Consider the following 26,218-nt stretch of genomic DNA (forward strand, 5'->3'; position numbering starts at 1 on the left):
GCGACTGCCGCCGGATCGATAAACAGCGCAAGGGAGACCGAGATGCGAGCACCGCCGCAAGCGGCGCCAAAATTCCTGAACCTGCTGCAGATCCGCTTTCCGATCGGTGCGATCGCGTCCATCGGGCATCGGGTTTCCGGCGTGCTGCTCGCCTTCACCCTGCCCCTTCTGGCGCTCACGCTGGACCGTTCACTGAGCAGCGAGGTCGAATTCGACGCCGTGCGGAACCTGGTGTCCGCACCGTGGCGGGCCCTTTTCCTCGCCCTTATCGTCTGGGCCGCCGCGCACCACCTCATGGCCGGCGTGCGTCACCTGCTGATGGACCTCGGAATCGGCAGCCGCCTGTCGCAGGCGCGCACGAGCGCATGGGCAGTGATCGTCGCCGCTGCGATCGTCGCCCTCGCCTGCGCGGCGCGGTGGCTGTCATGAGAATCTTCCTCGGACAACGGGCATGGCTGCTGCAGCGGGTGACCGCACTGGTGCTGCTGGTGTTGCTCGCGCTGGGCGCAGCAACGCTGCTGGCGGGGCCACCGTTGAACTACGCGCGCTGGCACGCACTGGCGACCAGCACGCACGGCGCGGTGCTGATCGTGGTGTTCTTCGCAGCGCTGTGCCTGCACGCCTGGATCGGCATTCGCGACATCACCCTCGACTACGTTCATCCGCCGGTCCTGCGCCTGGGCGTGCTGTCGATCGTCGGCGTGCTCCTGACTGCGATCGTGATTCGCGTCGGGCTCACGATGGCGGCGCATCTTGCGGGCGGCGGATGAGGGCGGAGCGCGGCAGGGAGGGATCATGCGACTGAGCATCTACCGCTTCAATCCGGAAACCGATGCGCGGCCGCGCATGCAGGATTACGACGTCCCGACCGAGGCGGACGACCGGAAGCTGCTCGACGTCCTGATGCGGTTGAAAACGATCGACGACAGCCTGTCGTTCCGGCGTTCCTGTCGCGAGGGCGTATGCGGATCGGACGCGATGAACATCAACGGCCGCAACGGGCTGGCCTGCCTCACGTCCTTGCCGGGGCTGAAGGAGCCGGTCGTACTGCGGCCCCTGCCCGGTTTCCCCGTGATTCGCGACCTCATCGTCGACATGACCCAGTTCTTCGCGCACTACCACTCGATCAAGCCTTACCTGATCAACACCACCGAGCCTCCCGAGCGCGAACGCCTGCAGTCGCCCGCCGAGCGCGAGAAGCTCGACGGGTTGTATGAATGCATCCTGTGTGCATGCTGCAGCGCCTTCTGCCCTTCGTTCTGGTGGAATCCCGACAAGTTCATCGGGCCGGCAGGGCTGCTGCAGGCCTACCGCTTCATCTCCGACTCGCGTGACACGGCGACGGCCGAACGGCTGGCCTTCCTCGACGACGTCTACCGCCTGTACCGCTGCCGGACGATCATGAACTGCACCGAGGTCTGCCCCAAGGGACTGAGCCCGTCGCACGCGATCGAGCGTATCCGGCAAGCGCTGGTGCGCGAATCGTCGTAGGGTCTCCGCCATGGGACACGCGCCGCCCTTGTCCGCCCTGTGCCCGCAGCCCGGCCCGCTCGCCGGGCACGGGGGCGCATTCGCCACGGCACTGGCGCAACGGCTGGGCGCGCTCGACATCTTCTCGCTGCTGCCTCCCGCGAATCTCGAATCCCTCGCGCAAGGCGCGCGCTCGCGCCGCATCGGTGCGGGGGAATCGCTGTGGTTCGCCGGCGAGCACGCGAAACATTTCGCGGTGATCGAAGTGGGCATGGTCGAGATCCGGCGGATGACGCCAACGGGCGAAGGGATCGTCATGGGACTATTCCGGCGTGGCGACGCAGTCGGCCTGGTCGCCGCACTCGAGAGCGGCAGCTTCCCGGCGGACGCCATCGCGCTCGGCGGAACGGCGGAAGTCCTGCTGATCCGCGCGGAGGCGTTGCGAGAAGCACTGGGCAACTCCGTGGCCGTCGGGCTGGCGGTAAACCGTGCACTGCTGCAGCACACGGCTGCGCTGCGCGCGAAGATCGACATCGTCAGCGCGGGCTCCGTACCGCGCCGCCTCGCCGCGCTGATGCGTTACCTGATCGGGCGATTCGGCCAACCGACAGAAGCCGGCACCCTCATCATCGACGCACACCTCGGCCGCGACGAAATCAGCCAGCTCGTGAGCGCGCGGGTCGAAACGGTGATCCGGATCCTGAGCCGGTGGCAGAAGGCCGGCTGGCTCGCCTCGCGACCCGGCAGGATCGAGATCCTGCGTCCCGACATGTTGCAGCGGATCGGTGAATCCTGACCCGCCGCGCGCAGATCTTCGTCGTCAGCGCTCGAGCAGCTTGAACTTGTCCTTCACGGTCGCCCAGAAACCGGCATCCTCAGGCGCCGGCTTCACCTCGACGATCGGGATCCACTTCCTGGCGAGTTCCTCGTTGAGCGGAATGAAATGCCGCTGGTCGGCGAGCACGTCATCCTCCGAATAGATCGCATCGACCGGACATTCGGCGACGCACAAAGTGCAGTCGATGCATTCGCTCGGGTCGATGACGAGGAAATTCGGGCCTTCGCGGAAGGCGTCGACGGGACAGACATCGACGCAATCGGTGTGCTTGCACTTGATGCAGGCTTCGGTGACGACATAGGTCATGATTTTGCTCTCTCGGGGTGATCGGGTCTTGCAGTGCGGGACCAATGTAGGGCGGATGCGCCGCGGCCTGAATGACAAAAATCATTCCCCGCGCCGGACCTGCTCCCTAGGATGGAATCACACCGCACAGACCGGCTCCGCGACAGCCGGATGCCGGAATCGCCCACGATTGCTGGAGATCGCCATGTCCGGACACATCCTGAAGTGGCAAGCCGAGCACGCCAACTACCACAAGCTGCTCGACCTGCTGCAATCCCTTGCCGAAACCTTCATTCACGGCGACGAGCCGGATTACGACCTCATGTCCGACATCGTCTACTACATGACCCAGTATCCCGACCACTACCACCATCCACGCGAGGATGTCGCATTCCGGCGCCTGCTTGCGCGCGACCCGGCCATCGCAGCCATCGTCGACGAACTCGCGCACGAGCACGGTGCGATATCCGAATGCAGCACGGCGCTGGCAGCCGATCTCGCTGCCGTGGCCAATGGCGCGATGATGTCGCGCTCGACGCTGGCCACGGACGTCCGCAACTACGTCGCCTTCCTGAAAAATCACATGGATGCCGAAGAGCGCGAGCTCTTCCCGCGACTTGCCGCCGCGCTCGATGACGAAGACTGGTTCCTGGTCGATTCCGCGATCCATTTTGCTGCGGACCCGATCTTCGGCGATTCCGTGCAGGAGCGCTTCAGGGCCCTCCATCGCCGGATCGCAGGCCAGGCTCACTGCGGATGCAAGATACCCGCCGCGACCGTCTGCTGCCTCGAATGAGGTCGGGCGCTGGCGGGGAAAACGCCCGGCGCTCCGATCAGGCGGAGGGCCGGGGCCTGTTCCGCTTGTCCGCGTACATCGCCTCGTCGGCGTGCTTCAGGATATCGTCCAGATCCTGTCCGTGCCCGGGATGGAGCGCCACCCCAATGCTCGCCCGGGTACGCAGTACCCGCGCGTCGAGATCGAACGGATGGCTGATCACTTCCCGGATCTTGACCGCAACCTGGTGTGCATCCTCGGGCGTCTGGATGTCCTCGAGCAGCACAACGAATTCGTCACCGCCCAGACGTGCTACCGAATCGGCCGCGCGCACACAGCGTTGCAGCCGGCGTGCCACCTCCCGCAGCAGCCGGTCTCCGCACGCGTGGCCGAGCGAATCATTGACCTGCTTGAAATCATCGAGGTCGATGTAAAGCACCGCCATGAGCGCCTGAGTGCGGGCGCATCGGGTCACGGCCGCATCGACGCGCTCCTTGAAAACGCGGCGATTCGGCAGCCCGGTCAGCTCGTCGTAGCGCGCCGCCCGCTGCAGCTCCGCCTTCGTCTGGGCCCGATCGATCGCGATCGCGACCTGGTCCGCGATGAAATGCAGCAGCTTCCGATCCTTGTCCGAATACTGCGTGCCCGGATCGCTCTTCAGCACGAGGACCCCGATCGTGTCGTACTGGACGATCAACGGCAGTGCCAGCCAGGAGCCGTCGTCGTCGACATGCACATGCCCAGCCTCTCCGCACGACGCGGTCAACGCGGCGCCGCGCAACTGCAACGGCCGACCGCCGCAGAGCACCTGGGTGCAGAATTCGCATGCAAGCGGTTCGGGCAGAAGGGGCGAATTCCCCTGCCCGTCCATCTGGTAGGAGAAATCGAGCTGCCGCGTCCGCCTGTCGCAGGTGGCAAGCGCAAAACCGGCTACCGGCACAAGACCGGCGACGATGCGGTGTATCTCGCGCAGCAGGACGTCGAGGTCCTCGGCATCGTGCACGGCTTCCGAAATTGCGTACGTCGCGCGCTGAATGGCCTCGGCGCGCTTCAACTCGGTGACGTCGCGCGCGACCCCGATCCGCAGTTGGTCCTTCTCGGACCAGCATGCCGACCACATGAGGTCGACGCGATGCCCATTCTTGTGGACGTAGCGGTTCGCGAACCCGACGCGTGCACGACCGGCGACGATCTCACCAGCCTCCTGCATTGTCCGCTCGCGGTCTTCCGGGGCGAGAAAATCGAACAGGTGACGGCCGACCATTTCATCGGCCGAATAGCCGAGAATCCGCTCGCACGCAGCGCTCACATACACGATGCGTCCACCGGGGGCGACGAGGAACACCACGTCGAGGAGCAGATCGACGAAGTTGGGCAGACGATCATCGCGCGGGATCGCAGACATCCGGATAGATTACTATCGAAAGGGCAAGGTATGCAGGGAGCTTGACACGGATTCGGCGAGGGAAGCCTGTGCCCCGCATCGGCCACGTCCCGAATTTCGCCGGCCGGGCCGGCGGCGCGTCAGGCCTTGCTGCGGCCCGACCTGCCCTTCTTCTCGCGCTCGCCTTTCGCTCCTGCTTTCCTTGTGGCGTTGCGGCCTGCTTCGGCCTGGTCTAGCCATAGCAGGGCATCCACGTAGGTCATGAATTGCTGCAGGTACTCCGGCGATATTTCGCGCATCTGCCGGAGCGACTGCAGGACGAGGAAATGCGAGTTGAGCGGGCCGGCGTTCTCCGGCGCCTGGGCGAACGCCTGCGACAGCTGCCGGTCGACGCTGAGCCGCGACCAGGTGCTGCGGAAATACCTGACCGATCTCAGTTCCGCTTGCGGTTCGGCGACGGGATCTGCTGCCGGTATCGCTCCGCCCGCCTCGCCGTCCGCCCCCTGGCGGGCAATGTGGGCCAGCAGCTCACCCAGGGGCGTGCCACCCTGCCCTTCGGGCCGCACGAGCGGCTCGTGGTCCTTGTCCTCCACTCGCTCGAAGCGTTCGCGATAGTCGCTCACCACACTGGCCAGCCGGGTATCGAGAAGACGTCTGGCATCGCCATGACAGGCCAGCGAGCGCCGCGCGAGCGCCTCGATGAAGCGAAAGCGGATCGGATCGAAGCGCTCCGCACCGCGTGCGCGCAGGGATTCCATCAGCCGGTCGGTATCGATTCTTGCAGGCGGATTCCGCGCCGGCAAACCGCACCCGGCCGGATCAGCCATTCCCGCCACCCGCCTTGCCTCCCTTGGGAACCGGCGCCATCTCGACGCGACGGTTGCGGGCACGCCCATCGGCGTCGGCGTTGGACGCCACCGGCTGCTCCTGCCCGAAGGCCGCAGCAAACACCGAGGACGATGGAACGCCCTCGTCGACCAGCGCCCGGGTCACCGTCAGGGCGCGCTGGGCCGAGAGTTCCAGGTTGTCGGCGAACTGCCGGTTGGTGTCGCGCACAGGCCGGTCATCGGTGAAGCCGCTCACCATCAGCATCTCGTCGTTCACGGCGAGATAGGCGGCCAGCGGCGGCGCCAGGCTCCTGAGCAGCTGCCGGCCTTCCGGCTGCAGCTCGTCCGAATTGAGTGCGAACAGCACGCTGCCACTGATGCCGATGCGCCCATCGTTGAGCGTCACGCGCCCCGCGGCGAGCGGCACCGCGAGGGCTTTCTCCAGCGCCGCGCGCCGCTGCTCCTCGGCGTTGCGCTTCCGCACCTCCGCCTCGAGGCTGGTCACGAGATCGAGCTGCACGCCGAGCACGCCGACGAGTATCAGCACGAACGCCCCCAGCAGGCCCGACATCAGGTCGCCGAAGACCGCCCATACGGGCGTCGACTGTTCGATGCCTGCTTCGAGCTCGTCCATCCTCAGACCTCGCCGGCGACGAGCGCCTGTCGTCCGGAAAGCGCCTGCAGGTCATCGACGATCTGTCGCTGCGACATGATCGAGAGATCGATGATTTCCCGCGCCTGGGCCACGTAATAGGCAAGCTGCTCGTCGCTGCGCGCGAGCGACTTGTCCAGCGCCCCTTCGATGCGCTGCAGCGTCGTCATGAGCCTGTCGTTGGATTCGGTGAAGAGCTGCACCGCGAGCCCGAACGCCTCGCTCAGGCTGGCAACCTCGACCGCTCCGCCGGTAATCTCGCTGGCGACTTCGACCATCCGCGCCGACTCCGCGTCGATGTTCTCCACGAAGCGGTTGCCGGCACGCTCGAGCATTCCCGACGACGAAGCCACCAGCGCGTCGATCGCCTCCCTCTGTTCGGTGGATGCGCGATTGATCGCATCGAGCAGCGTGTTCAGCGTTTCCATGATGCGGCTGCGCTCGGCCAGCAGTTCGTTGTCGCGCGCGCTGCTCGCCGAAAGCTCGTGCCGCAGCTGGCCGATGACTTCCGCCGCAGCCCGTGGCGCTTCGGCCGCCGTCAGCATGAGGCGGGAGACTTCGGCAATGGTGTTGCCAGCCTGGGCTTCCACGGAAGTCGCGATGTCGCGGGCAGTCTCACCCAGGGTCTCGCAGATGTGCTCCTGCCGCGCCAGCGTCTGCGCGCCGACCTCGTGCCACTCGCGCTGCAGCGACACTGCCATCGACTCCAGCGCCCGGGTCTGTGCAACCCGTCGCGCCTCGTCGCCGGCCGCCAGCTCGGCCTGCAGGGCTCGTGCCGATTCGGCGATCGTCGCGACGAGCGCCGTCGAGCGCTGCGCGAAGGTATCGGCAAAGGCTTCGAGCGACGTGTGCAGATCTCCGGCGAGGCGGTCGCTGGTGCGTTCATGCTGGGTCAGCGCCGTCGTCCAGGTATCCGCCACCGCGGCGACGCTCGCGTCGAAGCGTTGGGCAATGCCGTCGAGCTGCGTCCCAACCGCCTGCGCGACGCGTTCCTGCAACGCGGCGGTTTCGCGCGCAATCCCGTCCATCGTGGAGGCGACCACGGGCTGGATCGTCTCGCCGGCCAGGCGGGTGCTCTCGGTCAGGCTCGCCCTGAGGGATTTGTCGACCGAACGCGCCAGATCCGAATACATCTCCCGCGCGTCGCGGTGGAAACGCTCCTGCCCGGAAACCAGTTGCTCGTTCAGTTCCCTGCCCTGCCGGTCCATCTGCGCCATCATCGCGTCAAACTTCGCTACCAGCTCCGGCAGAACCTGTGCCTGCAGCTGCAGGGCCTTGTAGGTTTCCTGGCGTTGATGGGCGAGCAAAAATCCGCGCAGCGTCGTGGCGATGCGGGTGTCGAGCAGCTGTCCCGCCTGCAGCCGCTCGCGCCGGCACACGGCGGAAATCAGACCCAGCATCGCGGAGGCCGCGACACCGGCCACCGAGGTGCCGAACGCCACCCCCAGGCCCCGCACCGGCGCAGCAAGCGATGCACGGATCGCCTCCAGGTTCGTCGTGCTTTCCAGCGCGATGACGGCTCCCTTGAGCGTCACGACCATGCCGAGAAAGGTCCCCAGCATCCCCAGCAGCACCAGCAGGCCCACGAGGTATGGCGTCATCGCCGGGCCCGGGAGCCCGACGCGCTCGCCCTCGATACGCAGGCGCACCGGGTTCTGCAGCGAACCCGGCAAGCCGCGCAGCCACTCGCCCGCGTTCTCCAGCCCATCGGGAATGACGTCGAGCGCCCGTGCCAGTGCCGACGTGCTGCGATGAAAGTGCAGCAGTTCGACCGCGCCCGTCACGTACACGAAACCGATCAGCGCCGTCATCGTCAGCGCCAGCGCACTCGACCCGACATACCCGGCGCCGACCCACAGCACGGCAATCAGGCCGACGGCGAAGGCCACTCCACAGATCGTTCTATTCATTGCTTCCCTGTTGCCACATTCTCGAGTGCCGCGATCATCCCCGCGACCGGTTGCAAGCGAAGGTCCAGCTCAGCCAGCAGCACGGACTGCATCTCCCGGCAGAACCCTGCCAGCCACCCGCCGGGCTGCATCCACCGGCCAGAGTCGTCAGCAGCCTGCGCCTCGGCCAGCTTCAGCTGATGCAATTTGTACAAGTGATCGAAGCGCCTGCCCAGGAGCCCCGGCACCGTCGCCAGCAGGTCACGCTCGCGGCCGGCCAGCGCCTGCTCCATCACCGCATCGAGCGCCGCGAGCCGCGCGAGAGCGGGCGTCTGCCCGGACAGCGCCGCGCGCACCGTGATCCGCAAGGGGCCGATGCTCGCGCTCATGTCCCGCTGATGGGCGAGGTAGTACCGATGGTAGGGCGCGAAATCGGCCGCGCTCTCGATGCTCGCCTGCGGATCCGGCGTCGGCAGCTCGATTCGCGCCCGGCCGGGCCTGATCACCCCATCGGTGGTGATCGACTCCACCAGCGCAGCACGCACACGGGCCAGCGCCTGTCGTGCGGCCGAGCTTTCCGCCGAAGGGGCCGCGGCCAGGACGTCAGGCGCCGCCTTGTCGGCATTGATCACCGAGAACAGCGTCAGCGCGTCCGCGAAACCCAGCCATTGACCGAGCCTGTCCGCAAAAGACTGCTTCGACGCGGCCACGTCCGCGACCGCGAGATCGGCAAGCGCGCGTACCAGATTCGAACTATTGAATCGCGTACGCGGCAAACCCTGCGCCATACCGAAATCGACGCCCGATCGGCGAGACAACGGGAGAGGCTGCTACGACCCGATCACTCCCACTCGATTGTCAACAGGACCATGGAAACCTTTGTGTAGCAAGGCTTCAGGCCTGATGCGGGTGGCTAATACCGACAGCGATACCGACAAGTTGCCGCGCCTCGACGAGGCGACCTGATAGCTCCATATAGGCTCATGTTGCCCCGTCGTACCGACATCGCCCTCGGCTCCCTCAAAACTGCCCGACTGAGGGGTGGATTAGCCCCTTCCAACTGGCAGAACCCCGTCGAATGTTGACGGTTAACGGTATCAAAGGCGGCCTCCACCCCTGCTCTGACATAGCAGCGGCAGCGTCTTCAGAGGGGCTAACGGTATCAGACCCGGAGTCGCCCCCCGTATCTTGACGGTATCAACGAGTGAAGGGTCTCGGACACCCGTTCTGATACCGTCAAGTCAGCGTCAAGTCGTCCCTTAGGGCGCCACCAAAGCCTACCGACGCGGCTAAAAGGACGCATCAACACCTCCGACGCCCAACAGCCTGTTTGATGCTCCTCAAAGAATTCGGCAATGGCCGCCTCACACTGCCGTATTTGCAAATATATAACCAATCGTAAGTAAACTGCGATTACCGAACTTCATTCAAAGCTTGCCAAGCAATTGACTCGGTGCTAAATATCGCAACATGGCTGCGACTGAGCGAAACAAGCTAAACAACCTCTACCGCCACTGGGCCCCAGGCACGCCGCTGACCTCCAAGGATCTGGCAGCGCTGGGCATTTCAGCCGATTTGGCGGTGCACTACGTGCGCGCCGGTTGGATGACACGGCTGCTACGCGGGGTCTATAGCCGGCCCAACGATGTGCTGGCCTTGCACCCCTGCCTGGTACTGCTACAGCGCAGCATCGAGGGCTTGCATGTGGGAGGCAAGACGGCGCTCGATTGGTACGGAGTGCGGCACTATTTGGCGCAGCAGCCGGTGCTGCAGTTGTACGGGTGGGCGGCGGCCCGACTACCCGATTGGTTCTCCGAGCGTTTTCCGGCGGAGTATCACCGCAAGCGCCTATTCGATGAGGCACCGGACGATCCCTTGCACGCGGCGCCCTTTGAGAAGCGCGATGGGGCCCCACGGGTGTCGGCACCAGAACGCGCACTGCTCGAGTTGCTCAGCGAGGTTGGCGTGCGCCAGCCCTTGCAGGAGGCGCGTGAACTGATGGAGAGCGCATACAGTCTGCGCGCCGACGTGCTGCGCGCCTTGTTGCAGCACTGCACGAGCGTGAAGACGGTGCGCCTGTGCCTGCAGCTTGGACGTGAACTCGCCCTACCTTGGGCAGCGAAACTGGATGCAGCCGAGTTGCCGACCGGCAGCGGACGCGCCTGGGTATCGCGCTCCGCGGATGGCTTGCTGGTGCTCAAGCCATGAATCCACTCTACCTGGACACCGCGCGCCTGCTGACGCAGGTCGCACCGTTCGTTTTTGCAGACGGAACATTCGCGCTCAAGGGCGGCACGGCGATCAATCTCTTCGTTCGCGACATGCCCCGCCTGTCGGTCGATCTGGACCTTGTGTTTACCGATCACACCCAGCCTCGCGAGGCGGCACTGGCTCATATCAACGACGCGATCCGGAAAGCCTCCGAGCGCCTGAAGGCGCGGGGCTTTCAAACGCATGCGGTGGCTGCGGCCGACATTGGCGAGACCAAGCTGCTGGTGCGGCGTGGCGGCATCGAGGTCAAGATCGAGGTGAATTTCGTGATGCGGGGCACGGTGCATCCGGTGCGCTTGGCCGGTCTCACGCCTCTGGCACGCGATACGCTGCTCGCAGACTTGGAGATTCCCGTGGTTTCGCTGGAAGACGTCTATGGCGGCAAGCTCGTCGCGGCCATGGACCGGCAGCATCCGCGCGATCTGTTCGATGTCATGCAACTGTTCGCGCACGAGGGCATCACCGCGGGCATCCGGCGCGCCTTCGTGGTGTATTTGGCCAGCCACAACCGACCGGTGCATGAGGTGCTGTTCCCTGCTCACCGCGACGTCCGACAGGAGTATGAGCGCAACTTCCGAGGGATGACCGCCGAATCGGTGGAGCTCGACGCGCTGTTGGCCGTGCGTGAACGCATGGGGCGAGAGCTTCAGGCTAACTTGGATGCCGATGAACGACGGTTTCTGCTGTCGCTGGTGGCTGGCCAGCCTGAATGGCCACTGCTGGGCATTGCGCATATGGAACGACTGCCAGGAATCCAGTGGAAGCTCCGCAACCTCGAACAGCTAAAGCTCAAGAATCCGAAGAAGTTTGACGAGCAAGTTGAAACGCTGGCGCTGCGTCTGCGGTAATGCCTCTTGAGAAAACTTGGCTACCCTCTACGATTTCAGCATCAACCAAGGACGATACTGGCCGGTACGCCTCTTGATCAATGAAACGCCCATGGCAACGCATCAGTGGCAGCAGCCGTTGGTCTGCAGTACCCGCTTATTCCGAGCATAGACTTGACCCGGATAAGAATAAATTTCAATGACTTGCGATGACAAAATTTTTGTTGATGATTGCACATGAATCATTTCCAACGAACCGCAAGCAACTGAGTTATAAAGACATATTCCTTCAGGTCACTCCCACTCGATTGTCAATCTCACCGTCCACCGCCAGTATTGGCGCCGCTTTTCGCATATTCCCACTCATCAATACTGTCAGCGATACCGTCATAGTTCTACGGCTTGGAACCGTCGCCCTGCCACACTCACTTCCGCGTCCAACCGGACCTGGTTGTCCGAAATCAATCCACATTTTTCGGACACTTATTGGCTCTCGCCTGCCGAATTGTAACCGGCCGTGCCGTGCCCATCATCCAGCCACGCCAAGGTTTGGTCATTGAACGAACGAGAAGAAACCGGCAGCAGCGCTGCCTTGTTGCCTTCCTCGTCATCCCCTGCTGCGCAACGCATCCGCCAACACCGAGAACGCATCGGCAAGTCGTCTTGCCGTTTCCGGCGGCAGCAGCGGCAGCGGCAGCTTGAGATTACGCACGCCGGTTGCAGTGTCCCGCTCAATCCATGGATGCGACGGAGTCGCCGGGTCGCTCGCCGCCGCCAATGCGGAAACCAATTGCGTGCCAAACTGGGCCAAGGCCAGCCAGGGATCGGCGTCGATTGGCGGTGGCGCCTCCCGCTCCGTCACGTCGGCGCCGACACCCGTCTCCACCGCGTCCTCCGGACCGGCCCCGGTTTCCGGCGGAGCTGCCGTACCTGCCGTCTCCTCAGCCGGCGTCATAGCCTCGCCTTCGCCCACATGGTTGGTCACGTTCTCGACCTCCTTCATGAAGCGGTTGAGGCGCGAACCGCCCAGCGCGATCTCTCCCGTGCCACCGTCGAGAATTCCGGCCGACAGCGAACGTTTGAAAGCCAGCACCGACAGCATGCCCTCCTCGATCGTGCCCTTGGCGACGAAATTGACAATCTGCACCGACCGCTTCTGGCCCATCCGGTGGATTCGGGCGATGCGCTGTTCGAGCAGCGCCGGGTTCCACGGTAGATCCATGTTCACCAGGATCGAGGCGTGTTGCAGGTTGAGACCAGTGGCGCCGGCATCGGTGGACAGGAACACCCGGCAGTCGGGATCGTCCCGGAAGCGCTCCACCAGCGCCGGCCGCTTCTCCGAAGGCACCCCGCCGTGGAAGCTGACGTAGCCGATGCCGCGCGCTTCGAGCCGGCGAATCACGATGTCGTGGGTGCGTGTCCATTGGCTGAACACCACGGCCTTGGCCTCGGGTTGCTCGAACAGGCCGTCGAAAAGCGCTGCCAGTTCGTCCGCCTTGACGCCGTGGTCGCTTTCCTGATCGAGCAAGTAGGTGCTGTTGCAGGACATGCGCATGTTCTGCAGGGCGCAGGTCAGGCGCCGCTGATCCCTGTCGGAGAGGAACTTCGTCTTGCGCCAGCGCTGGACGATCTTGGTCACGATCTCCGCGTTTTCCTGATGGTAGGTCATCTGCGCTTCCGTCATCGGCACCAGCAGATTCTGGTCGGTGCGTTCCGGCAATTGCGTCAGGACTTCCGATTTGCGGCGGCGGATCATGATCGGCGCCAGCGTTTGGCCGATCCTGTCCAGCCCGGTGTAGCCGGTGACCCGCCCACCCTCGTCCTTGACCTGGTGCGCGTGCAGCAGCTTCCAGGTGGGGCCCAGGCGGTGCTGGTCGACGAACTGGACGATGGAGATGAGTTCCTCCAGCTTGTTTTCCAGCGGCGTGCCGGTGAGCACGACCGCGTAGGGACTGTCGATGCGCTTCAGGGCGCGGGCGGCGATGGTGTTCCAGTTCTTCACCCGCTGTGCCTCATCGACGATCACCAGTTCCGGCGCCCAGGCGGCGATCAGGTCGAGGTCGGGCTGAAGCTTTTCGTAGTTGGTGATCTTGCAGAAATCGTCCACCGCATAGTCCTTCTGCCGCTGCGCCCGGCCGCCGGCCATGACGCGCGCGCCGTTTTCACCATGGCGCCCGGAAAAGCGTGCGATTTCGCTTTGCCACTGGTACTTGAGCGAGGTCGGACAGATCACCAGCACTTTGGCCACGCCAAAATGTCGGGCCAGGATTTCGGCGGCGGCAATGGCCTGGATGGTCTTGCCGAGACCCATTTCGTCGCCGATCAGCGCCCTGCCCGCCCGGGCGGCAAACAAGGCTCCCTCGGCCTGATATGGATAAAGCGGCACCTTGAGCAGTTTCTTGAGCCGGGGATCGTCGCTACCGTGGGGGAAAATGTCGTCCAGCGCTTTCCCGCGCCGTTCGGCATCACGCCGGCCGACGATGAAATCGAGGGCATCGTCGTAGGCACGCAGGTCGTGGCCGGTCTTGGAAACAGCGGTAAGGAAATGCTCCAGTTCACCCAATTTTTCCGGCGGCAGCATTCCGTCGCGTCCAACGTCGAACAGCCGCCCGGCCGCCTTCGCAACGGCGGGCGGGCAATCCGTGCCGACGCGCAAATGGATCGCCCGTCCGCCGTCGTTGCGCAGGTACAACTCCGAGAACGGTGGATGGTAGCCACGGGCGAAGGCCGTCTTGGCACCGCGCTTCTTCTCCAGCCGCGCGAGAACGAACTCGATGTGCTTGCAGGTGCCCAGTTCGTTGGTGGCGTAATCCGGGCAGGCACAATAGTTGTCCCCCGGCTGTTTGCCACGGATCGCCACCCGATAGCTGCTCTTCGACTGCGGATTGTCGACGCGGAACTCGGAGAAGAACGGTTCCGTGCCGATATTTTCCAGCTCGAACGCCTGCTCGCGGCCAAACTGGCGACGCAGCTGCCGCTGCCATTCCACGGGGGAAATTTCGGTCGGGGCGTGAGTCCGGGAGAGTTTGGGGTCCTTCGGCGGCGATTTCCGGGTACCGCGCGACTTGGTCGATTTGTTGGGCATGAACACCAATCCCTTTCAGTAAATGTTTCTTGCGGACTCACCGCAACAACAGGTCGAGCCGGTTGCGCACCCAGCCGAAGGCAATATGCTCCTGCTCCAGCCGCAGCCGTTCGCGGATGCGGTTGTCGCGCAGATCGTTGTACAGAGCGAGTTCCTCTGGTGTCAGCCGGCGCAGATCAGCGATGAACGGCTTGTCTTCGAAGCCCCACAGGGGGCGATGCGCTTCAAGGGTTGCCCGGTCCATCAGGAAGGACGTGACGTGCTCGAAATGGCCACGCAGCTGATCCAGGATAGCGAAACCGTGGGTATCGATGTCGCCCCAGTAATGGATCGCACACCGCCCCAGCCATTTGGCCCTCGCCAGAGCCTCCCAGCCATAGCCGGCGCCGAAAACGGCGATGCTCCCAGGGAGTTTCGGCAATGCCAGAAAGTTGGTTTCGTTCTCGGTAATGATTACCCGATTAACATCCAGGGTCAGGCGCCCGAAGCTGTCGGCATCCAGGGTAATATCAGGGCACGCTGCGCCCGGCACCGACTGGATGGCCGAGTCGAGAATCCGGAAACGAATCCGCGTCGGTTTTTCCAGAAAGCCGTAGCGGGCGGCAAACTGGGCAACGCCGGTTTTCGCAGGATCCACGCTGCCGAGAGGCAGGCACAGGTCGAGCAGGTCAGCGAGCACGGCGCGATGCGCTTCGATGAACTTGCTGTGGACACTGGGCACATCCACCTGACGCAGGTGGATCCCGGGACGAGGATGGGCGCTCAGCCAATCCACCACGGCCAACAATCGGGGCCAGTCAGCCGCCAGTTCCAGGGCCTGCAGCGGCCTTTTTTCCAGCCAAGGCAGCAGGCCCGGGTTGACTTGCCGGGTCATGGCGACCTGAGCCGCGAACCGATCCCATTCACGACGTCTGTCCAACCACGCAAGCGCATCTGTCAGAGAATCGATCCAGATGCTGGACGGAAGCCGTTGCAGCCCCTGCACCCGGTGGCGAACTTCCCGCCACTCGAGGCGCAACGGGGCCGTATTGGCCAGCTCCGTCGCCCACTTACGCACCGCCTCGAAGCGATCGGTGATGTCGGCCGAGCCGGGGCCTTTGCAGGCCAGCCGCAGCGGGAAACGGACGTTGCCGGTCACGGCTTTACGCAGCAATTCACCGCGCTCCCACAGACGCGCCAGCTGCCCCTTCAGGTCTGCGGGGGTCGTCCACGCCATTACTGCAGGACTGCCTGCATGCCGGATGCCTTCTGCGCGCGGTACGCCTCGATCGACAGATTGAGCAGCCTGGACGCCCGACCCCCCTCGTTGTGCACATAGCCGACACCCGCGACGAAGGGTTCGATGATGTGGATCTTCTGCAGCGGGGTGACGATCAGGAGCTGCAGATTGAGTTGCCGGAACAGCTTCAACCCATACTGCGCCGACTCATCCGAGCCGCGGCCGAACGCCTCGTCGATGACCACGAAGCGGAAGGAGCGCGAGCGCACCGCCCCCCACTCCAGTCCGAACTGGTAGGCCAGGCTGGCGGCGAGGATGGTATAGGCCAGCTTCTCCTTCTGTCCGCCCGACTTGCCGCCGGAATCCGAGTAATGCTCATGCTCGGTGTTGTCTTCGCGCCAGCGCTCGCTGGCAGCGAACAGGAACCAGTTGCGCATGTCGGTGACCTTGGCCGTCCAGCGCCGGTCCTGCTCGGACAAGCCCTCGCGGCCGCGGAATCGGTCGATGATGGCCTTCACCTGCAAGAACTTGGCCTCCGAATACTGGCTGTCGTCGGAACCGGTCACCGCACCCTCGGTACAAGCGCGCAGGTCCTGCTGGAAATCGCGGATCTCGGCATCGGGGCTGGCCTGCGATTCCAGCACGATGTATCGCCCCGGGTTGTAATCGATCTCGCCCAGCGATTTGTTGATATGCGCGATGCGCTCCTTGATGGTTTCCCGCTCGCGGGCCAGCTGCGCGCTGAAATTTGCGATTTCGTTGATGGTGTTGACGTTGAGCAACTCCTTGAAGCGGGCGACGAAGCGGGGCAGGTCGTCGCCGTTCAATTGCGTCAGCAGCTTTTCATACTCGAAGGCGGCTTCGAGGCTGGCATCGATCTCGGCCGTCTCGAGTTTGAAGGTGTCTTTGAAGGACGCCATCGCCTTGATGATCTTTTCGGCCAGGCGCCTGAGTTTCGCGTCTTCGGCGTCAATTCGCGCCTGCAGCCAGGTTCGCGCGTCCTGCTCGCGGTTGTCGCAGGACTCCACGGACAGCTGATGCTCACCCAGGGCTTCGGCACGCATGGTTTCCAACGTTGCTGAAAGCGCTGCATCCTCGATCACGCCCGAGATCAGCAACGCAGTTTGTCCTCGCAGGTCCTGTGCATCCGAGCGCCGCTGCTCGACCTTGGCGCGCCTGTCGCGCGCACCCTGCAATTCGCCCTCGGTAGTCTTGAGCGCCTGTTGCAACTCCCGCAGGCGCTCGTTCAACTGTTTGAGGATGTCGGAGGCCGACTCCAGTGCTTGACGCTCATGCTCCAGCGATGCGATTGCCACTGCCACGCTGGACCAATCGAGCTCTTCGAAGGTGGTGAACTCTTCGAGGCGGGTCAGCGCATCGAGCCGGTCCCGCAGCGCCCGGCGCGCTTGCTCGATCTTGCCGATCTGGCTACCCACCTCGCCCAGGCGAGCTTCGAGTTGCTGGCGTTTGGCTTCCAGAGCGGCAATCTTCGCGCTGTTGCTCCAGCCCAGGACGTAGCGGCTCCGGTCGTCGATGCGATGGCGGTCGTCCTTTTCGTGGCGGCCGCTCGGGTCCTTGATCTGCCCGGCGCGTGTAATGGCGCGGGTTTCGCGCCGGAACTGCTCGGGCGTGGCGCAGCACGCCACATCGAAGCGCTGGGCGAGCTCGCGCTCCAACCAGTCGTAATGGGGCGAATCGGGCTTGACCGCCAGCTTGCGAACCAGGGAATCCCGGTGCAATTCGGGCAACTCCGCCGCCTTGCGCACGCGAACATGGAAATACACCAACCGCCCCCGCAGATGGCTGCCATCCACCCACTCGGCCACCGCCTTGTAGTGGGCATCGGGTACCAGCAATGACAGCCCGAATCCACGCAGCAGGCGCTCCGCCGCGCCCTCCCAGTCGCGCTCGTCATCCCGCACCTGGATCAGCTCGCCGGCAAAGGGCATGGCATCCACGTCCAGGCCCAGGGCGGCGCATATCGCGGCACGGATCCGGATTTGCTGATCATCGATGTTGCTGCGCCGGCGCTTGAGGCTGTCGATCTCGGCTGCGAGCTGGTCATGCTCCAGCTTTCCTTGACGCAACGTCACGCCGTGCTCGGTCAACGTGTTCTGCAAATCGGCATCGCGGTTGTGAGCATCCTCCCGCCAAGCCTTGAATTGCGCACGCTGCGCTGAAAACGTGGCCTCGTCCGTGGCCGCGGGCTCGCCCAGGACGGCCGCGAGCTCACCATAGCGGGCCGCCTTGGCCTGCCGCCCATCGCGCACTTGCTCCTGCTTGCGGATCTCGACGGCCAGACGCTCCAGCCGATCGCCGCCGTTGTCGTTGATGGCCTGCTTCAGCTCATCAATCTGGCGACCGTGCGCTTCGCGGGTGGCGTCGAGGCGGCGCACCTGCCCGTCGATCTTATCCCATTCGTCATCGAGGAGACTGAGACGCTTGTCCAGCAAGCCCAGTTTCAGGCCGGCAAAGTGCGCTCGCAAGCCTTCGCGGCAGTGGCGCAGGTTATCAACCTCGGCAGCCAATGCACCATGACGACGGCAATCGGCCACCAACGGGGTCAGCAAGTCCACTTGCTGCTGCGCCTTGAGCACCGCCTGATGGGCCCGGTTCAAGTCGTCGAAATGACCGATCAGCGCCTGAATGCGCGGCGCTACCTCGAAGGGCTCGAGCATGTGGCCGCGCACGAAATCGGTCAGATTGCCTACCGACTTCATCGACACCGTCTGGTGGAAGAGCTCCAGCGCCTGATCGTTCTCGATGCCGAAGCGGCGGCGGAACCATGCGGCATAGGGAGGAAAGCTGTCCTGCACCTCGGCGCCCTGCCCCCGCAACCGCTTGCGCAAGGCGGCAATGTCGGAACCGAAGTTGGCGAAGTCCTGCGCAATCGCGAGCCCGCGTTCCGCCCCCACGAAGAAGCGAGCCGGCTGCCCTTGGGCGTCCTTCATCCAGAACACCTGGGCCAGGCTCACCGTCTGGTCGTAGCCCGCGTTATGAAAGACACCCAGAATGACCGAGTAGCTGTTGTGATCGCGCAGGGAAACCGGTCTGGCGGCACCGGTGACTTCATTGCGCTCCGACTTGTAGTGCCCGAGGACGTAGGATCGCAAGGTGCGCTCCTTGCTGTCGGCGCCGGCCGCCTTGTTGTAGGCGATGCGCTGAGCCGGCACGAGGAGCGTCGTGATGGCGTCCACCAGGGTCGACTTGCCGGAACCGATATCGCCGGTGAGAAGGCCGTTCTTGCCATCGAGTTGCAGAGTCCACACCCGGCCATCGAAAGTCCCCCAGTTGAAAACCTCCAGGCGGGCCAGGCGGAAGCCGGACAGGGTATCATCCGCCGCAAAGTCCAGCCCGAGGGACAAGGGCTCATTCATGGTTTCGCCCCCACCCCCGACAGGGCCGACTGATAGACGGCCAGGCGGGCGTCGAATTCGGCCAGCCATTGGGCATCGACGAAGGCTTTCAGGATGCGCCGCACCTCATAGTGGGCGGGACCGGCCGACGCGGTCTTGAGCTTGTGCAGGAAGCCAAGCTCCACCACCTTGTTGAGGGTGGACTCGATCTGATCCACCAGCCTGGCCTCGTTCGGACCACCCGGCAGAAACACGCGCACCAGCTCGACGATCTCATCCCGACTCAGCACCAGGCGCGTATCGCCGCCACCGGCATCGAACTCGGCCAGCTTCTTGCGCAGCAGCGCCAGCAGCGCCAGCAGCAGGCTGACCGGAAAGGACAGCGGACGGCGCGCCACCAGCCGTGGCAAACGCGGTGCCGGATCATCGTCGGCCGGCTCCGGGCGGCTTTTCAGGAAAGCATGCCCCTCCGCCTCGTCCAGAACCAGTTCGAGATTGAGCACCGACACATAGTCGCGCACCCGGGCTTGCAGGTTCAAGAGTGCGGCCCACTGGCGCTCGTCGCCCTCACGGTAGAGCACCCCCTTGAGCAGGCCGATAACGAGCACCGACAGGTCGGTGCCGTCGGCCGGGGTTACCGGCACATTGCTGAAATCGTCCATCCCTTTTGCTTCTCTTTGTTCATTTCCAGTCAGCGCAGAAAGATCACGCGGGGAAGGCGCGCGCATCGGGTAAGCGGTTCGCCGCTAGCCTGCCAGTGAATGAATTCGGGTGTATTTTCGTCGATCACAGCCTTGAAGGCATCACTGCCGAGTTGCAGATAGGCCACCAGTTCGGCCAGGCCCTGCTGCAAAGGCTGGGCGCCCACCAACTCGAAGAGCGTGATCTGCGCCTTGTCCTGCAAGGCATGGCGGATATGGCGTGCGAGGCGAGCCTTGTCCACCACCACCTGATCGAAGAGTGCCTGGGGGTCGATGTCTTCATCGCCTGCCTGCAAGACCAGGCTGGCGATGACCGGCTTCACCGCCGGGGTGAACAAGGGACGTTCCATCGCCAATTCGATATCGGCGCCGCTCTCGGCCATCTCCATCACCGGGCCGGCGGGGGGCGTCTCGCGCAGCGCCAGTGCCTTCGCTTCGATGCCGTGCAGGATGTCCATGATGCGGCGGTTTTCAAGCCACGCCTGGTCGTCGAGAAAGCGCCGCAACTGCTGCGACAGGGCCGCCACGGTGCGCTGGGTGTGCTCACCGGCTTCCAGCCAGTCGTAATGCACCCGGCGGGTGCGGGCATCGGGTTGCAGGGAAGCCACGGCCGGCAAGGCCAGCACCCGGTCCAGCAGGTCGGTCAGTTCCTCCTGGCGACGGCTGGACAGCAGGAATTCCCAGAAGGCATGGAAGCTCTTGCCCTGGTCGGAATCGGCAATCGCGTCGCGGTCGCCCATGATCTCTTCCAGCAAGGCCCCCTTGCTGCCCTCCCACAAGGCGATGCGCTCGCGCACCCGCCGGTCGAGCTGGCGGAAGTTGTGTTCGACCTCGCGAAAGTCGGCAAGCAACTCGCGCGCGCCCAGCATGAACTGCTGGAAACGGTCCTTGAGCGCCGTGTCGTCCAGGAGCAACACATCGCCCGCGAGCACGCGCGCGATCTCGGCGTCGATGTCGTCGCGCTTCTTGTGCAGTTCGGCGATCCGCTTGGTCGGGTCGGTCTCGCTGCCTTCGCTCATCTGCTTGAGCAGATCGAACAAGGTGAGCAGGCGCGATTCGGTGCCCACGAACTGCCGCTCGGACAACTGCACGAGCCAGGCGATGGCCTTTTCGGTGGCCGGCGTCAGGTCGAATTGGGCCTCGTCCGTACCGGGTTTGTAGAATTTGCGCAGCCAGCCCTTGTCGGGTGCAGCCCAGTCGTTCAGGTACTCGAGCGCGGACTTCGGGAACGCATCGTCGCCCCGTTGCAGGCGCAGTGCGTACAACTCGTCCTCCAAGGCTTCCGCCAGATCGGCCGCTGCCATCACCCGCACATTGGGGCCGACAAACACCCGATGCAGAAAGCTGGCCACCAGCGGCGCATGGTCCGAACGCAGCAACCGCCACGCGGGGTGGTAGGTACGCAGGGCGTCGAGGGCGGCGAAATCGAGGGTCATTTGACCCAACGGTGGGTGTTGGCGGGCACGAAAGTCAAGACAAATGCATCTCTCGCCATCACCATCAAGATCAACCCACGACAGTCTCCGCAATCAGCACCTCGGCCGGAATACCCAGGCCCAGGTGCAATCTGCGGATCATGGCCAGCGTCAAGGGGCGCTTGTGATTCAAGATTTCGTAGACCCGGTTGCTTTTGCCGATGAACGGCTCGAGATCCTTCACCGACAGTCCGCCTTGCTCCATCCGGAATTTGATCGCTTCGACCGGATTCGGCGCGCCGATGGGGAAGTGTTTGGCTTCATAGGCTTGCACGAGCGTGACCAGGATATCCAGGCGGTCTCCCTGCAGGGTACCCACATCGGGGTCGAGTTCCATCAAGGCTGAAATTTCCTTCAGCGTGGCCTTGTAATCTGCTTCGGTGTGAATGGGGTGGATGTCCATGTAGTCCTCCATGGTCCCTCAGACCATTTCAACGGTTTCGGCGTCCACTTCGTCGTATTCCTTGTGGGTGCCGACGAATTTCACGTAGACCACCTGCAGCCTGTAGGCGATAGCCACGATCAGCCGGTAGTCGTTGCCTTTGATGTTGAAAACGACGCGCCGGTTCTTCAGGATGCTGGCGCTGCCGTACTGCGCCTTGAGATCTGACGGCTGCGTCCAGGACGCTTTGGAGGCTTCCTCAAACCAAGCCTTCAGAGGCTGCTCGGCATCCGGATGAAGTTTCCAGAAGTCTCGAAGTGTGGAGACGGCAATCACTCGCATCCGCGCATCGTAGTCCCAAGACGGGACCAGCGCAAGTGGCCTATAACATCAGGTTTCGGGGGTACTCGGCTGGTAGTAGCACCTATGGCCCGATACCGTAAGCATTTCTGACAGTATCAAAAAACAGTTCCTTCGAAACCGCCTTCTGATACCGTCAGGTATACCGTCAGGTATACCGTCAAAATTGGGTTGCTTGCCCTTGCAATAGCCGCGACTAAGAAGAAAAACATTATTTTAATTTCAATAAGTTACAGAGTCAGTACGCCTATTGATGATTCGCTTCGAATTATTCAACAGCGGCGCAACTTATTAATTTAAAACAATTTTTTATCAACCCATCACTCCCACTCGATCGTTGCCGGCGGTTTGCCCGAGATGTCGTACACGACGCGGTTGATCCCGCGCACCTCGTTGATGATGCGGTTCGACACCTTGCCGAGCAGGCTGTGCGGGAGTTCCGCCCAGTGCGCGGTCATGAAGTCCTGCGTCTGCACCGCGCGCAGCGCCACCACGTACTCATAGGTGCGCCCGTCGCCCATCACGCCGACACTCTTCACCGGCAGGAACACCGCGAACGCCTGGCTGGTCTTCTCGTACCAGTCCGCGGCGCGCAGTTCGTCGATGAAGATCGCATCGGCACGGCGCAGCAGGTCGGCGAACTCCTTCTTGACCTCGCCGAGGATGCGGACGCCGAGCCCCGGACCGGGGAAGGGATGCCGGTAAACCATGTCGTGCGGCAGGCCCAGCGCGATGCCGAGTTCGCGAACCTCGTCCTTGAAGAGTTCACGTAGCGGCTCCAGCAGCTTCAGGTTCAGCGTCTCAGGCAGCCCGCCGACGTTGTGGTGGCTCTTGATCGTGTGCGCCTTTCCGGTCTTCGAACCGGCAGACTCGATCACGTCGGGATAGATCGTGCCCTGCGCCAGCCACTTCGCGTTCGGCAGCTTCTGCGCTTCGGCCTGGAACACTTCGACGAACTCGCGGCCGATGATCTTGCGCTTCGCTTCCGGATCCGAGACACCCTTGAGGTGCCCCATGAACTGCTCGGTTGCATCCACGTGGATGACTTTCACGCCGAGGTTGCGCGAGAAGGTCTCCATCACCTGTTCGGCCTCGTTCAGGCGCAGCAGGCCATTGTCGACGAACACGCAGGTGAGCTTATCGCCGATCGCGCGATGCAGCAGTGCCGCCACGACCGACGAATCAACGCCGCCGGACAGGCCGAGGATCACCTCCTCGTCGCCCACCTGCGCACGCACCTTCTCGATCGCCTCGGCGACGTAATCCGGCATGTTCCAGTCGTGCCCGCAGCCGCAGATCTCGTGCACGAAGCGGGCGATCATTTCCTTGCCCTTGATCGTGTGCGTGACTTCCGGATGGAACTGCACGGCGTAGAACTTGCGCGCTTCGTCGGCGATTGCCGCGATCGGGCAGGCTTCGTTGCTCGCGATCACCTTGAAGCCCGGGGGCATCTCGGTGACCTTGTCGCCGTGGCTCATCCACACGTCGAGCAGGCCGTGGCCCTCGCCGTTCGTGCGGTCCTCGATACCGCGAAAGAGCTCCGAATGCCCGCGCGCGCGGATTTCCGCGTAGCCGAATTCGCGCTTGCCCGAATTTTCCACCTTGCCGCCGAGTTGCTGGGCCATCGTCTGCATGCCGTAGCAGATGCCGAGCACAGGGACCCCCAGCTCGAAGACGGCCTGCGGGGCCTTCCAGTCCAGCGCCTCGTACACCGAATTCGGTCCGCCCGACAGGATGACGCCGGCCGGTGCGAACTCGCGCACGAAATCATCGGAAACGTCGAACGGGTGGAGTTCGCAATACACCTGCTGCTCGCGCACGCGGCGCGCGATCAGCTGGGTGACCTGGGAGCCGAAATCGAGGATGAGGATTTTCTGGTGAGCCATGGCGACGGTCTCGGGGTACGAAAAAAGGAAAGGCGGCCCGCGTGGGCCGCCTTCGGTGTCGGGATCGGGTCAATCCACGTGGTAGTTCGGCGCTTCCTTGGTGATCTGCACGTCATGGACGTGCGACTCGCGCACACCCGCCGCAGTAATCTCGACGAACTCCGCCTTCTGGTGCATTTCCTCGATCGTGGCGCAGCCGAGATAACCCATCGACGCGCGCAGACCGCCCACCAGCTGGTGGATCACCGCCGTCACCGCCCCCTTGTAGGGCACGCGCCCCTCGATGCCCTCGGGGACGAGCTTGTCGGCATTGCCGTCGGACTCCTGGAAATAGCGGTCTGCGGCCCCTTGCTGCATCGCGCCGAGCGACCCCATGCCACGGTACGACTTGTACGAACGCCCCTGGTACAGCACCGTCTCGCCGGGCGCTTCTTCAGTGCCGGCGAACAGTCCGCCCAGCATCACCACGTTCGCGCCGGCGGCAATCGCCTTGGAAATGTCGCCGGAGAAGCGGATGCCGCCATCGGCGATCATCGGAATGCCCGTACCCGCCAGCGCGGTGGCGACATTGTCGATCGCCGTCACCTGCGGCACGCCGACACCGGCGACGATCCGCGTCGTGCAGATCGACCCTGGCCCGATACCGACCTTGACCGCGTCGGCGCCGGCGTCGGCCAGTGCTTTCGCCGCAGCTGCCGTCGCGATGTTGCCGCCGATGACCTCGACGTGCGGGAAGTTCTTCTTCACCCAGTTGACGCGGTCGACAACGCCCTGCGAATGTCCGTGCGCGGTATCGACGACAACGACGTCAACTCCCGCTTCGACCAAAGCCTCGGCACGCTCTTCGGTTCCCGCACCCACGCCGATCGCCGCACCGACGCGCAGACGACCGAGGTCGTCCTTGGCCGCGAGCGGATGCTCGGTGGACTTCATCATGTCCTTCACGGTGATCAGGCCGCGCAACTCGCCCGCGTCGTTCAGCACCAGCACGCGCTCGAGGCGGTGCTTGTGCATCAGGCGGCGCGCATCCTCGAGGCTGTCGCCTTCCCTGACGGTAACGAGGCGATCCGCCGGCGTCATGATCGCCGACACCGGCTGCTCCAGGTTCGTCTCGAAGCGCACGTCGCGGTTCGTCACGATACCCACCACCCGCTTGCCCTCGACGACCGGCAGGCCGGAAAACTTGTGCTGACGGGTGAGCGCGACGACGTCGTGAACACTCATCGTCGGTGGAATGGTGATCGGATCCTTGAGGACGCCCGACTCGAAGCGCTTCACCTTCGCGACCATGCCCGCCTGCTGCTTGACGGGGAGGTTCTTGTGAATGATGCCGATACCGCCTTCCTGCGCCAGCGCGATCGCCAGGCGGGATTCGGTCACCGTATCCATCGCTGCGGATACCAGGGGAATATTGATGCGAATGTTGCGCGTCAGCTGTGCCCGCAGACTGACATCGCGGGGGAGAACCGTAGAGTGGGCGGGGATGAGAAGGACGTCATCGAACGTCAGCGCCTTCTGAATCACTCGCATGGCTTCTATCCTTTCGACCAAATCCGTATTATACAGATGCCGCGAACTCATGGTAAGCGGCGCTTTTCAACGGAGCCCACTCGATGCGTCGCCTTAGCCTGCTTGTGTTGAGCATGATCCTTGCACTGCCCGCCGCGGCCCAGGTGTATCAGTGGCGCGACGCGCAGGGGCGCATCAATTACTCCGACACCCCGCCTCCCGCGGGCGCGGCGAAAACCGTCAAGCCCGCCGCACGAAGCCAGGCCCCGGCGCCCGCCAATGACGTCCCCGACCAGGCGGCCGACGCCGGGACGCAGAAGCCCGCTGCCGATGGCAATGCGCAGGGTACCGCGGGCGAGGCGGGCAAATCCGCCGCGGGGAAGGCCGATCCGTCCAAACCCAAGACGATGACGGAGAAGGAAACGGAATTCCGTCAGCGCCGCGTAGCCGTCGCAGAGGCCGAGGCGAAAGCCGAGAAGGAACGGCAGAAGGCGGCAGAGCTCGCCCGCAGTTGCAGCGAGGCGCGCGCCCAGATCGTCGGCCTGCAGAACAGCCGCCGCATCTCGCGCTACAACAGCGAAGGCCAGCGGGAACTCGTGAGCGGCACCGAGCGCACGGCCGAAATCGATCGCTCGCAACAATATCTCGACCAGAACTGCAAGTAGCGCAGATGCCCCACGACTTGCGCGGGCGGCTGGAGTCCCTTATTCCCCGGCGGGGCCGCCGCCCTTCTTCAGCACCTTGCCTTCCTCGGCGCGTTGCTTGCGCACCGCCTTCGGATCGGCGATGAGCGGCCGATAGATCTCGACGCGGTCGCGGTCGCGCAGCACGGTGTCGAGCCGCGTGAGTTTGGCAAACACCCCGACCTTGTTGCGCCCGTCGAGTTCGATGTCGGGGTGCTTCCCGAGAATTCCCGATGCCTCGATGGCGTCGCGCACCGTCGCCCCCTCCGCCACGCGGACCTTGATCAGATCCTGCTGCGCCGTCAGCGCGTACGCAACTTCCACGTCGATGAATGCGGTCATCA

General features: G+C 64.0%; 24 protein-coding genes. 8 read left to right on the forward strand and 16 right to left on the reverse strand.

Translation table 11 applies throughout. The features are described 5' to 3' along the window. Positions 1-42 precede the first annotated feature (42 nt). From sdhC to CDA09_RS12990, 4 genes are read left to right on the forward strand one after another with little or no spacing between them, the layout of a single operon-like run. Positions 43-429, forward strand: coding sequence for a succinate dehydrogenase, cytochrome b556 subunit (gene sdhC / locus CDA09_RS12975; RefSeq protein WP_121430863.1), 387 nt, complete (start codon positions 43-45; stop codon positions 427-429). After that, positions 426-770 (forward strand): succinate dehydrogenase, hydrophobic membrane anchor protein, encoded by a 345-nt coding sequence (sdhD, locus tag CDA09_RS12980; RefSeq protein ID WP_121429087.1) that lies wholly within the window; start codon positions 426-428, stop codon positions 768-770. The genes sdhC and sdhD overlap by 4 nt, the downstream gene beginning before the upstream one ends. Before the next feature lie 25 nt (positions 771-795). Beyond that, the gene (locus CDA09_RS12985) at positions 796-1,491 is read left to right on the forward strand and encodes a succinate dehydrogenase iron-sulfur subunit (RefSeq protein WP_121429088.1); all 696 of its coding nucleotides are present in this window, start codon (positions 796-798) and stop codon (positions 1,489-1,491) included. Positions 1,492-1,501: 10 nt separating this feature from the next. After that, entirely contained in the window at positions 1,502-2,266 is a 765-nt protein-coding gene (locus tag CDA09_RS12990) for a Crp/Fnr family transcriptional regulator (RefSeq protein WP_121429089.1), read from the forward strand. A 24-nt stretch (positions 2,267-2,290) separates the two neighbouring features. Here the strand turns inward: CDA09_RS12990 and fdxA are convergent, their stop codons facing one another. Then, positions 2,291-2,614, reverse strand: a complete 324-nt coding sequence (fdxA, locus tag CDA09_RS12995; protein WP_121429090.1) for a ferredoxin FdxA — start codon at positions 2,612-2,614, stop codon at positions 2,291-2,293. A 184-nt stretch (positions 2,615-2,798) separates the two neighbouring features. Between fdxA and CDA09_RS13000 the strand changes: the two genes are divergently transcribed. Continuing rightward, positions 2,799-3,389, forward strand: a complete 591-nt coding sequence (locus CDA09_RS13000) for a hemerythrin domain-containing protein (protein ID WP_121429091.1) — start codon at positions 2,799-2,801, stop codon at positions 3,387-3,389. Between the two features lie 37 nt (positions 3,390-3,426). Here CDA09_RS13000 and CDA09_RS13005 read toward each other — a convergent pair whose 3' ends face one another. The 5 genes from CDA09_RS13005 to CDA09_RS13025 form a co-directional block, all read right to left on the reverse strand. After that, positions 3,427-4,773 carry a sensor domain-containing protein gene (locus CDA09_RS13005; RefSeq protein WP_121429092.1) on the reverse strand — a complete coding sequence of 449 codons (1,347 nt, stop codon included), beginning with the start codon at positions 4,771-4,773 and terminating at the stop codon, positions 3,427-3,429. A 119-nt stretch (positions 4,774-4,892) separates the two neighbouring features. Further along, positions 4,893-5,579: a DUF2894 domain-containing protein gene (locus CDA09_RS13010; RefSeq protein ID WP_121429093.1), complete on the reverse strand. Its 687-nt coding sequence runs from the start codon at positions 5,577-5,579 to the stop codon at positions 4,893-4,895. After that, positions 5,572-6,213 carry an OmpA family protein gene (locus tag CDA09_RS13015; protein ID WP_121429094.1) on the reverse strand — a complete coding sequence of 214 codons (642 nt, stop codon included), beginning with the start codon at positions 6,211-6,213 and terminating at the stop codon, positions 5,572-5,574. The genes CDA09_RS13010 and CDA09_RS13015 overlap by 8 nt, the downstream gene beginning before the upstream one ends. Before the next feature lie 2 nt (positions 6,214-6,215). Then, positions 6,216-8,141: a DUF802 domain-containing protein gene (locus tag CDA09_RS13020; protein WP_121429095.1), complete on the reverse strand. Its 1,926-nt coding sequence runs from the start codon at positions 8,139-8,141 to the stop codon at positions 6,216-6,218. Then, positions 8,138-8,908 carry a DUF3348 domain-containing protein gene (locus CDA09_RS13025; protein WP_121429096.1) on the reverse strand — a complete coding sequence of 257 codons (771 nt, stop codon included), beginning with the start codon at positions 8,906-8,908 and terminating at the stop codon, positions 8,138-8,140. Before CDA09_RS13025 ends, CDA09_RS13020 begins: the two co-directional genes overlap by 4 nt. 682 nt (positions 8,909-9,590) lie before the next feature. Between CDA09_RS13025 and CDA09_RS13030 the strand changes: the two genes are divergently transcribed. Further along, entirely contained in the window at positions 9,591-10,328 is a 738-nt protein-coding gene (locus tag CDA09_RS13030) for a type IV toxin-antitoxin system AbiEi family antitoxin domain-containing protein (RefSeq protein ID WP_121429097.1), read from the forward strand. Then, complete coding sequence (locus CDA09_RS13035; protein ID WP_121429098.1) at positions 10,325-11,239, forward strand: nucleotidyl transferase AbiEii/AbiGii toxin family protein; 915 nt, start codon at positions 10,325-10,327, stop codon at positions 11,237-11,239. Before CDA09_RS13030 ends, CDA09_RS13035 begins: the two co-directional genes overlap by 4 nt. Positions 11,240-11,825: 586 nt before the next feature. On the opposite strand, the gene CDA09_RS13040 is transcribed toward CDA09_RS13035, so the two are convergent. From CDA09_RS13040 to guaB, 9 genes are all read right to left on the reverse strand, one after another. Further along, a complete protein-coding gene (locus tag CDA09_RS13040) occupies positions 11,826-14,303 on the reverse strand; it encodes a DEAD/DEAH box helicase (RefSeq protein WP_121429099.1) in 2,478 nt (825 codons plus the stop codon). A 37-nt stretch (positions 14,304-14,340) separates the two neighbouring features. Next, complete coding sequence (locus CDA09_RS13045; RefSeq protein ID WP_121429100.1) at positions 14,341-15,519, reverse strand: Wadjet anti-phage system protein JetD domain-containing protein; 1,179 nt, start codon at positions 15,517-15,519, stop codon at positions 14,341-14,343. After that, positions 15,519-18,899: an ATP-binding protein gene (locus CDA09_RS13050; RefSeq protein WP_121429101.1), complete on the reverse strand. Its 3,381-nt coding sequence runs from the start codon at positions 18,897-18,899 to the stop codon at positions 15,519-15,521. The genes CDA09_RS13045 and CDA09_RS13050 overlap by 1 nt, the downstream gene beginning before the upstream one ends. Further along, positions 18,896-19,540 (reverse strand): DUF4194 domain-containing protein, encoded by a 645-nt coding sequence (locus tag CDA09_RS13055; protein ID WP_121429102.1) that lies wholly within the window; start codon positions 19,538-19,540, stop codon positions 18,896-18,898. Before CDA09_RS13055 ends, CDA09_RS13050 begins: the two co-directional genes overlap by 4 nt. 29 nt (positions 19,541-19,569) lie before the next feature. Continuing rightward, a complete protein-coding gene (locus CDA09_RS13060; RefSeq protein ID WP_121429103.1) occupies positions 19,570-21,015 on the reverse strand; it encodes a DUF3375 domain-containing protein in 1,446 nt (481 codons plus the stop codon). 70 nt (positions 21,016-21,085) lie between these two features. Beyond that, positions 21,086-21,457, reverse strand: a complete 372-nt coding sequence (locus CDA09_RS13065; protein WP_121430864.1) for a helix-turn-helix domain-containing protein — start codon at positions 21,455-21,457, stop codon at positions 21,086-21,088. 18 nt (positions 21,458-21,475) lie between these two features. Then, a complete protein-coding gene (locus CDA09_RS13070) occupies positions 21,476-21,778 on the reverse strand; it encodes a type II toxin-antitoxin system HigB family toxin (RefSeq protein ID WP_121429104.1) in 303 nt (100 codons plus the stop codon). Positions 21,779-22,116: 338 nt separating this feature from the next. Further along, complete coding sequence (gene guaA, locus CDA09_RS13075; protein ID WP_121429105.1) at positions 22,117-23,682, reverse strand: glutamine-hydrolyzing GMP synthase; 1,566 nt, start codon at positions 23,680-23,682, stop codon at positions 22,117-22,119. Between the two features lie 69 nt (positions 23,683-23,751). Then, positions 23,752-25,212, reverse strand: a complete 1,461-nt coding sequence (gene guaB / locus CDA09_RS13080) for an IMP dehydrogenase (protein ID WP_121429106.1) — start codon at positions 25,210-25,212, stop codon at positions 23,752-23,754. 83 nt (positions 25,213-25,295) lie between these two features. On the opposite strand from guaB, the gene CDA09_RS13085 reads away from it, so the two are divergent. Continuing rightward, a complete protein-coding gene (locus CDA09_RS13085; RefSeq protein ID WP_121429107.1) occupies positions 25,296-25,856 on the forward strand; it encodes a DUF4124 domain-containing protein in 561 nt (186 codons plus the stop codon). 39 nt (positions 25,857-25,895) lie between these two features. On the opposite strand, the gene CDA09_RS13090 is transcribed toward CDA09_RS13085, so the two are convergent. After that, positions 25,896-26,216: an RnfH family protein gene (locus tag CDA09_RS13090; RefSeq protein ID WP_121430865.1), complete on the reverse strand. Its 321-nt coding sequence runs from the start codon at positions 26,214-26,216 to the stop codon at positions 25,896-25,898. Between the last annotated feature and the right edge of the window lie 2 nt (positions 26,217-26,218).

Source organism: Azoarcus sp. DN11 (assembly GCF_003628555.1).
Taxonomy (GTDB): Bacteria; Pseudomonadota; Gammaproteobacteria; order Burkholderiales; family Rhodocyclaceae; genus Aromatoleum.

What these genes read in the sequence shown, in the direction of transcription:
- sdhC (WP_121430863.1), top strand. Translation starts at nt 43, where the DNA reads ATGCGAGCACCGCCGCAAGCGGCGCCAAAATTCCTGAACCTGCTGCAG.
- sdhD (WP_121429087.1), top strand. Translation starts at nt 426, where the DNA reads ATGAGAATCTTCCTCGGACAACGGGCATGGCTGCTGCAGCGGGTGACC.
- CDA09_RS12985 (WP_121429088.1), top strand. Translation starts at nt 796, where the DNA reads ATGCGACTGAGCATCTACCGCTTCAATCCGGAAACCGATGCGCGGCCG.
- CDA09_RS12990 (WP_121429089.1), top strand. Translation starts at nt 1,502, where the DNA reads ATGGGACACGCGCCGCCCTTGTCCGCCCTGTGCCCGCAGCCCGGCCCG.
- fdxA (WP_121429090.1), bottom strand. Translation starts at nt 2,614, where the DNA reads ATGACCTATGTCGTCACCGAAGCCTGCATCAAGTGCAAGCACACCGAT.
- CDA09_RS13000 (WP_121429091.1), top strand. Translation starts at nt 2,799, where the DNA reads ATGTCCGGACACATCCTGAAGTGGCAAGCCGAGCACGCCAACTACCAC.
- CDA09_RS13005 (WP_121429092.1), bottom strand. Translation starts at nt 4,773, where the DNA reads ATGTCTGCGATCCCGCGCGATGATCGTCTGCCCAACTTCGTCGATCTG.
- CDA09_RS13010 (WP_121429093.1), bottom strand. Translation starts at nt 5,579, where the DNA reads ATGGCTGATCCGGCCGGGTGCGGTTTGCCGGCGCGGAATCCGCCTGCA.
- CDA09_RS13015 (WP_121429094.1), bottom strand. Translation starts at nt 6,213, where the DNA reads ATGGACGAGCTCGAAGCAGGCATCGAACAGTCGACGCCCGTATGGGCG.
- CDA09_RS13020 (WP_121429095.1), bottom strand. Translation starts at nt 8,141, where the DNA reads ATGAATAGAACGATCTGTGGAGTGGCCTTCGCCGTCGGCCTGATTGCC.
- CDA09_RS13025 (WP_121429096.1), bottom strand. Translation starts at nt 8,908, where the DNA reads ATGGCGCAGGGTTTGCCGCGTACGCGATTCAATAGTTCGAATCTGGTA.
- CDA09_RS13030 (WP_121429097.1), top strand. Translation starts at nt 9,591, where the DNA reads ATGGCTGCGACTGAGCGAAACAAGCTAAACAACCTCTACCGCCACTGG.
- CDA09_RS13035 (WP_121429098.1), top strand. Translation starts at nt 10,325, where the DNA reads ATGAATCCACTCTACCTGGACACCGCGCGCCTGCTGACGCAGGTCGCA.
- CDA09_RS13040 (WP_121429099.1), bottom strand. Translation starts at nt 14,303, where the DNA reads ATGCCCAACAAATCGACCAAGTCGCGCGGTACCCGGAAATCGCCGCCG.
- CDA09_RS13045 (WP_121429100.1), bottom strand. Translation starts at nt 15,519, where the DNA reads ATGGCGTGGACGACCCCCGCAGACCTGAAGGGGCAGCTGGCGCGTCTG.
- CDA09_RS13050 (WP_121429101.1), bottom strand. Translation starts at nt 18,899, where the DNA reads ATGAATGAGCCCTTGTCCCTCGGGCTGGACTTTGCGGCGGATGATACC.
- CDA09_RS13055 (WP_121429102.1), bottom strand. Translation starts at nt 19,540, where the DNA reads ATGGACGATTTCAGCAATGTGCCGGTAACCCCGGCCGACGGCACCGAC.
- CDA09_RS13060 (WP_121429103.1), bottom strand. Translation starts at nt 21,015, where the DNA reads ATGACCCTCGATTTCGCCGCCCTCGACGCCCTGCGTACCTACCACCCC.
- CDA09_RS13065 (WP_121430864.1), bottom strand. Translation starts at nt 21,457, where the DNA reads ATGGACATCCACCCCATTCACACCGAAGCAGATTACAAGGCCACGCTG.
- CDA09_RS13070 (WP_121429104.1), bottom strand. Translation starts at nt 21,778, where the DNA reads ATGCGAGTGATTGCCGTCTCCACACTTCGAGACTTCTGGAAACTTCAT.
- guaA (WP_121429105.1), bottom strand. Translation starts at nt 23,682, where the DNA reads ATGGCTCACCAGAAAATCCTCATCCTCGATTTCGGCTCCCAGGTCACC.
- guaB (WP_121429106.1), bottom strand. Translation starts at nt 25,212, where the DNA reads ATGCGAGTGATTCAGAAGGCGCTGACGTTCGATGACGTCCTTCTCATC.
- CDA09_RS13085 (WP_121429107.1), top strand. Translation starts at nt 25,296, where the DNA reads ATGCGTCGCCTTAGCCTGCTTGTGTTGAGCATGATCCTTGCACTGCCC.
- CDA09_RS13090 (WP_121430865.1), bottom strand. Translation starts at nt 26,216, where the DNA reads ATGACCGCATTCATCGACGTGGAAGTTGCGTACGCGCTGACGGCGCAG.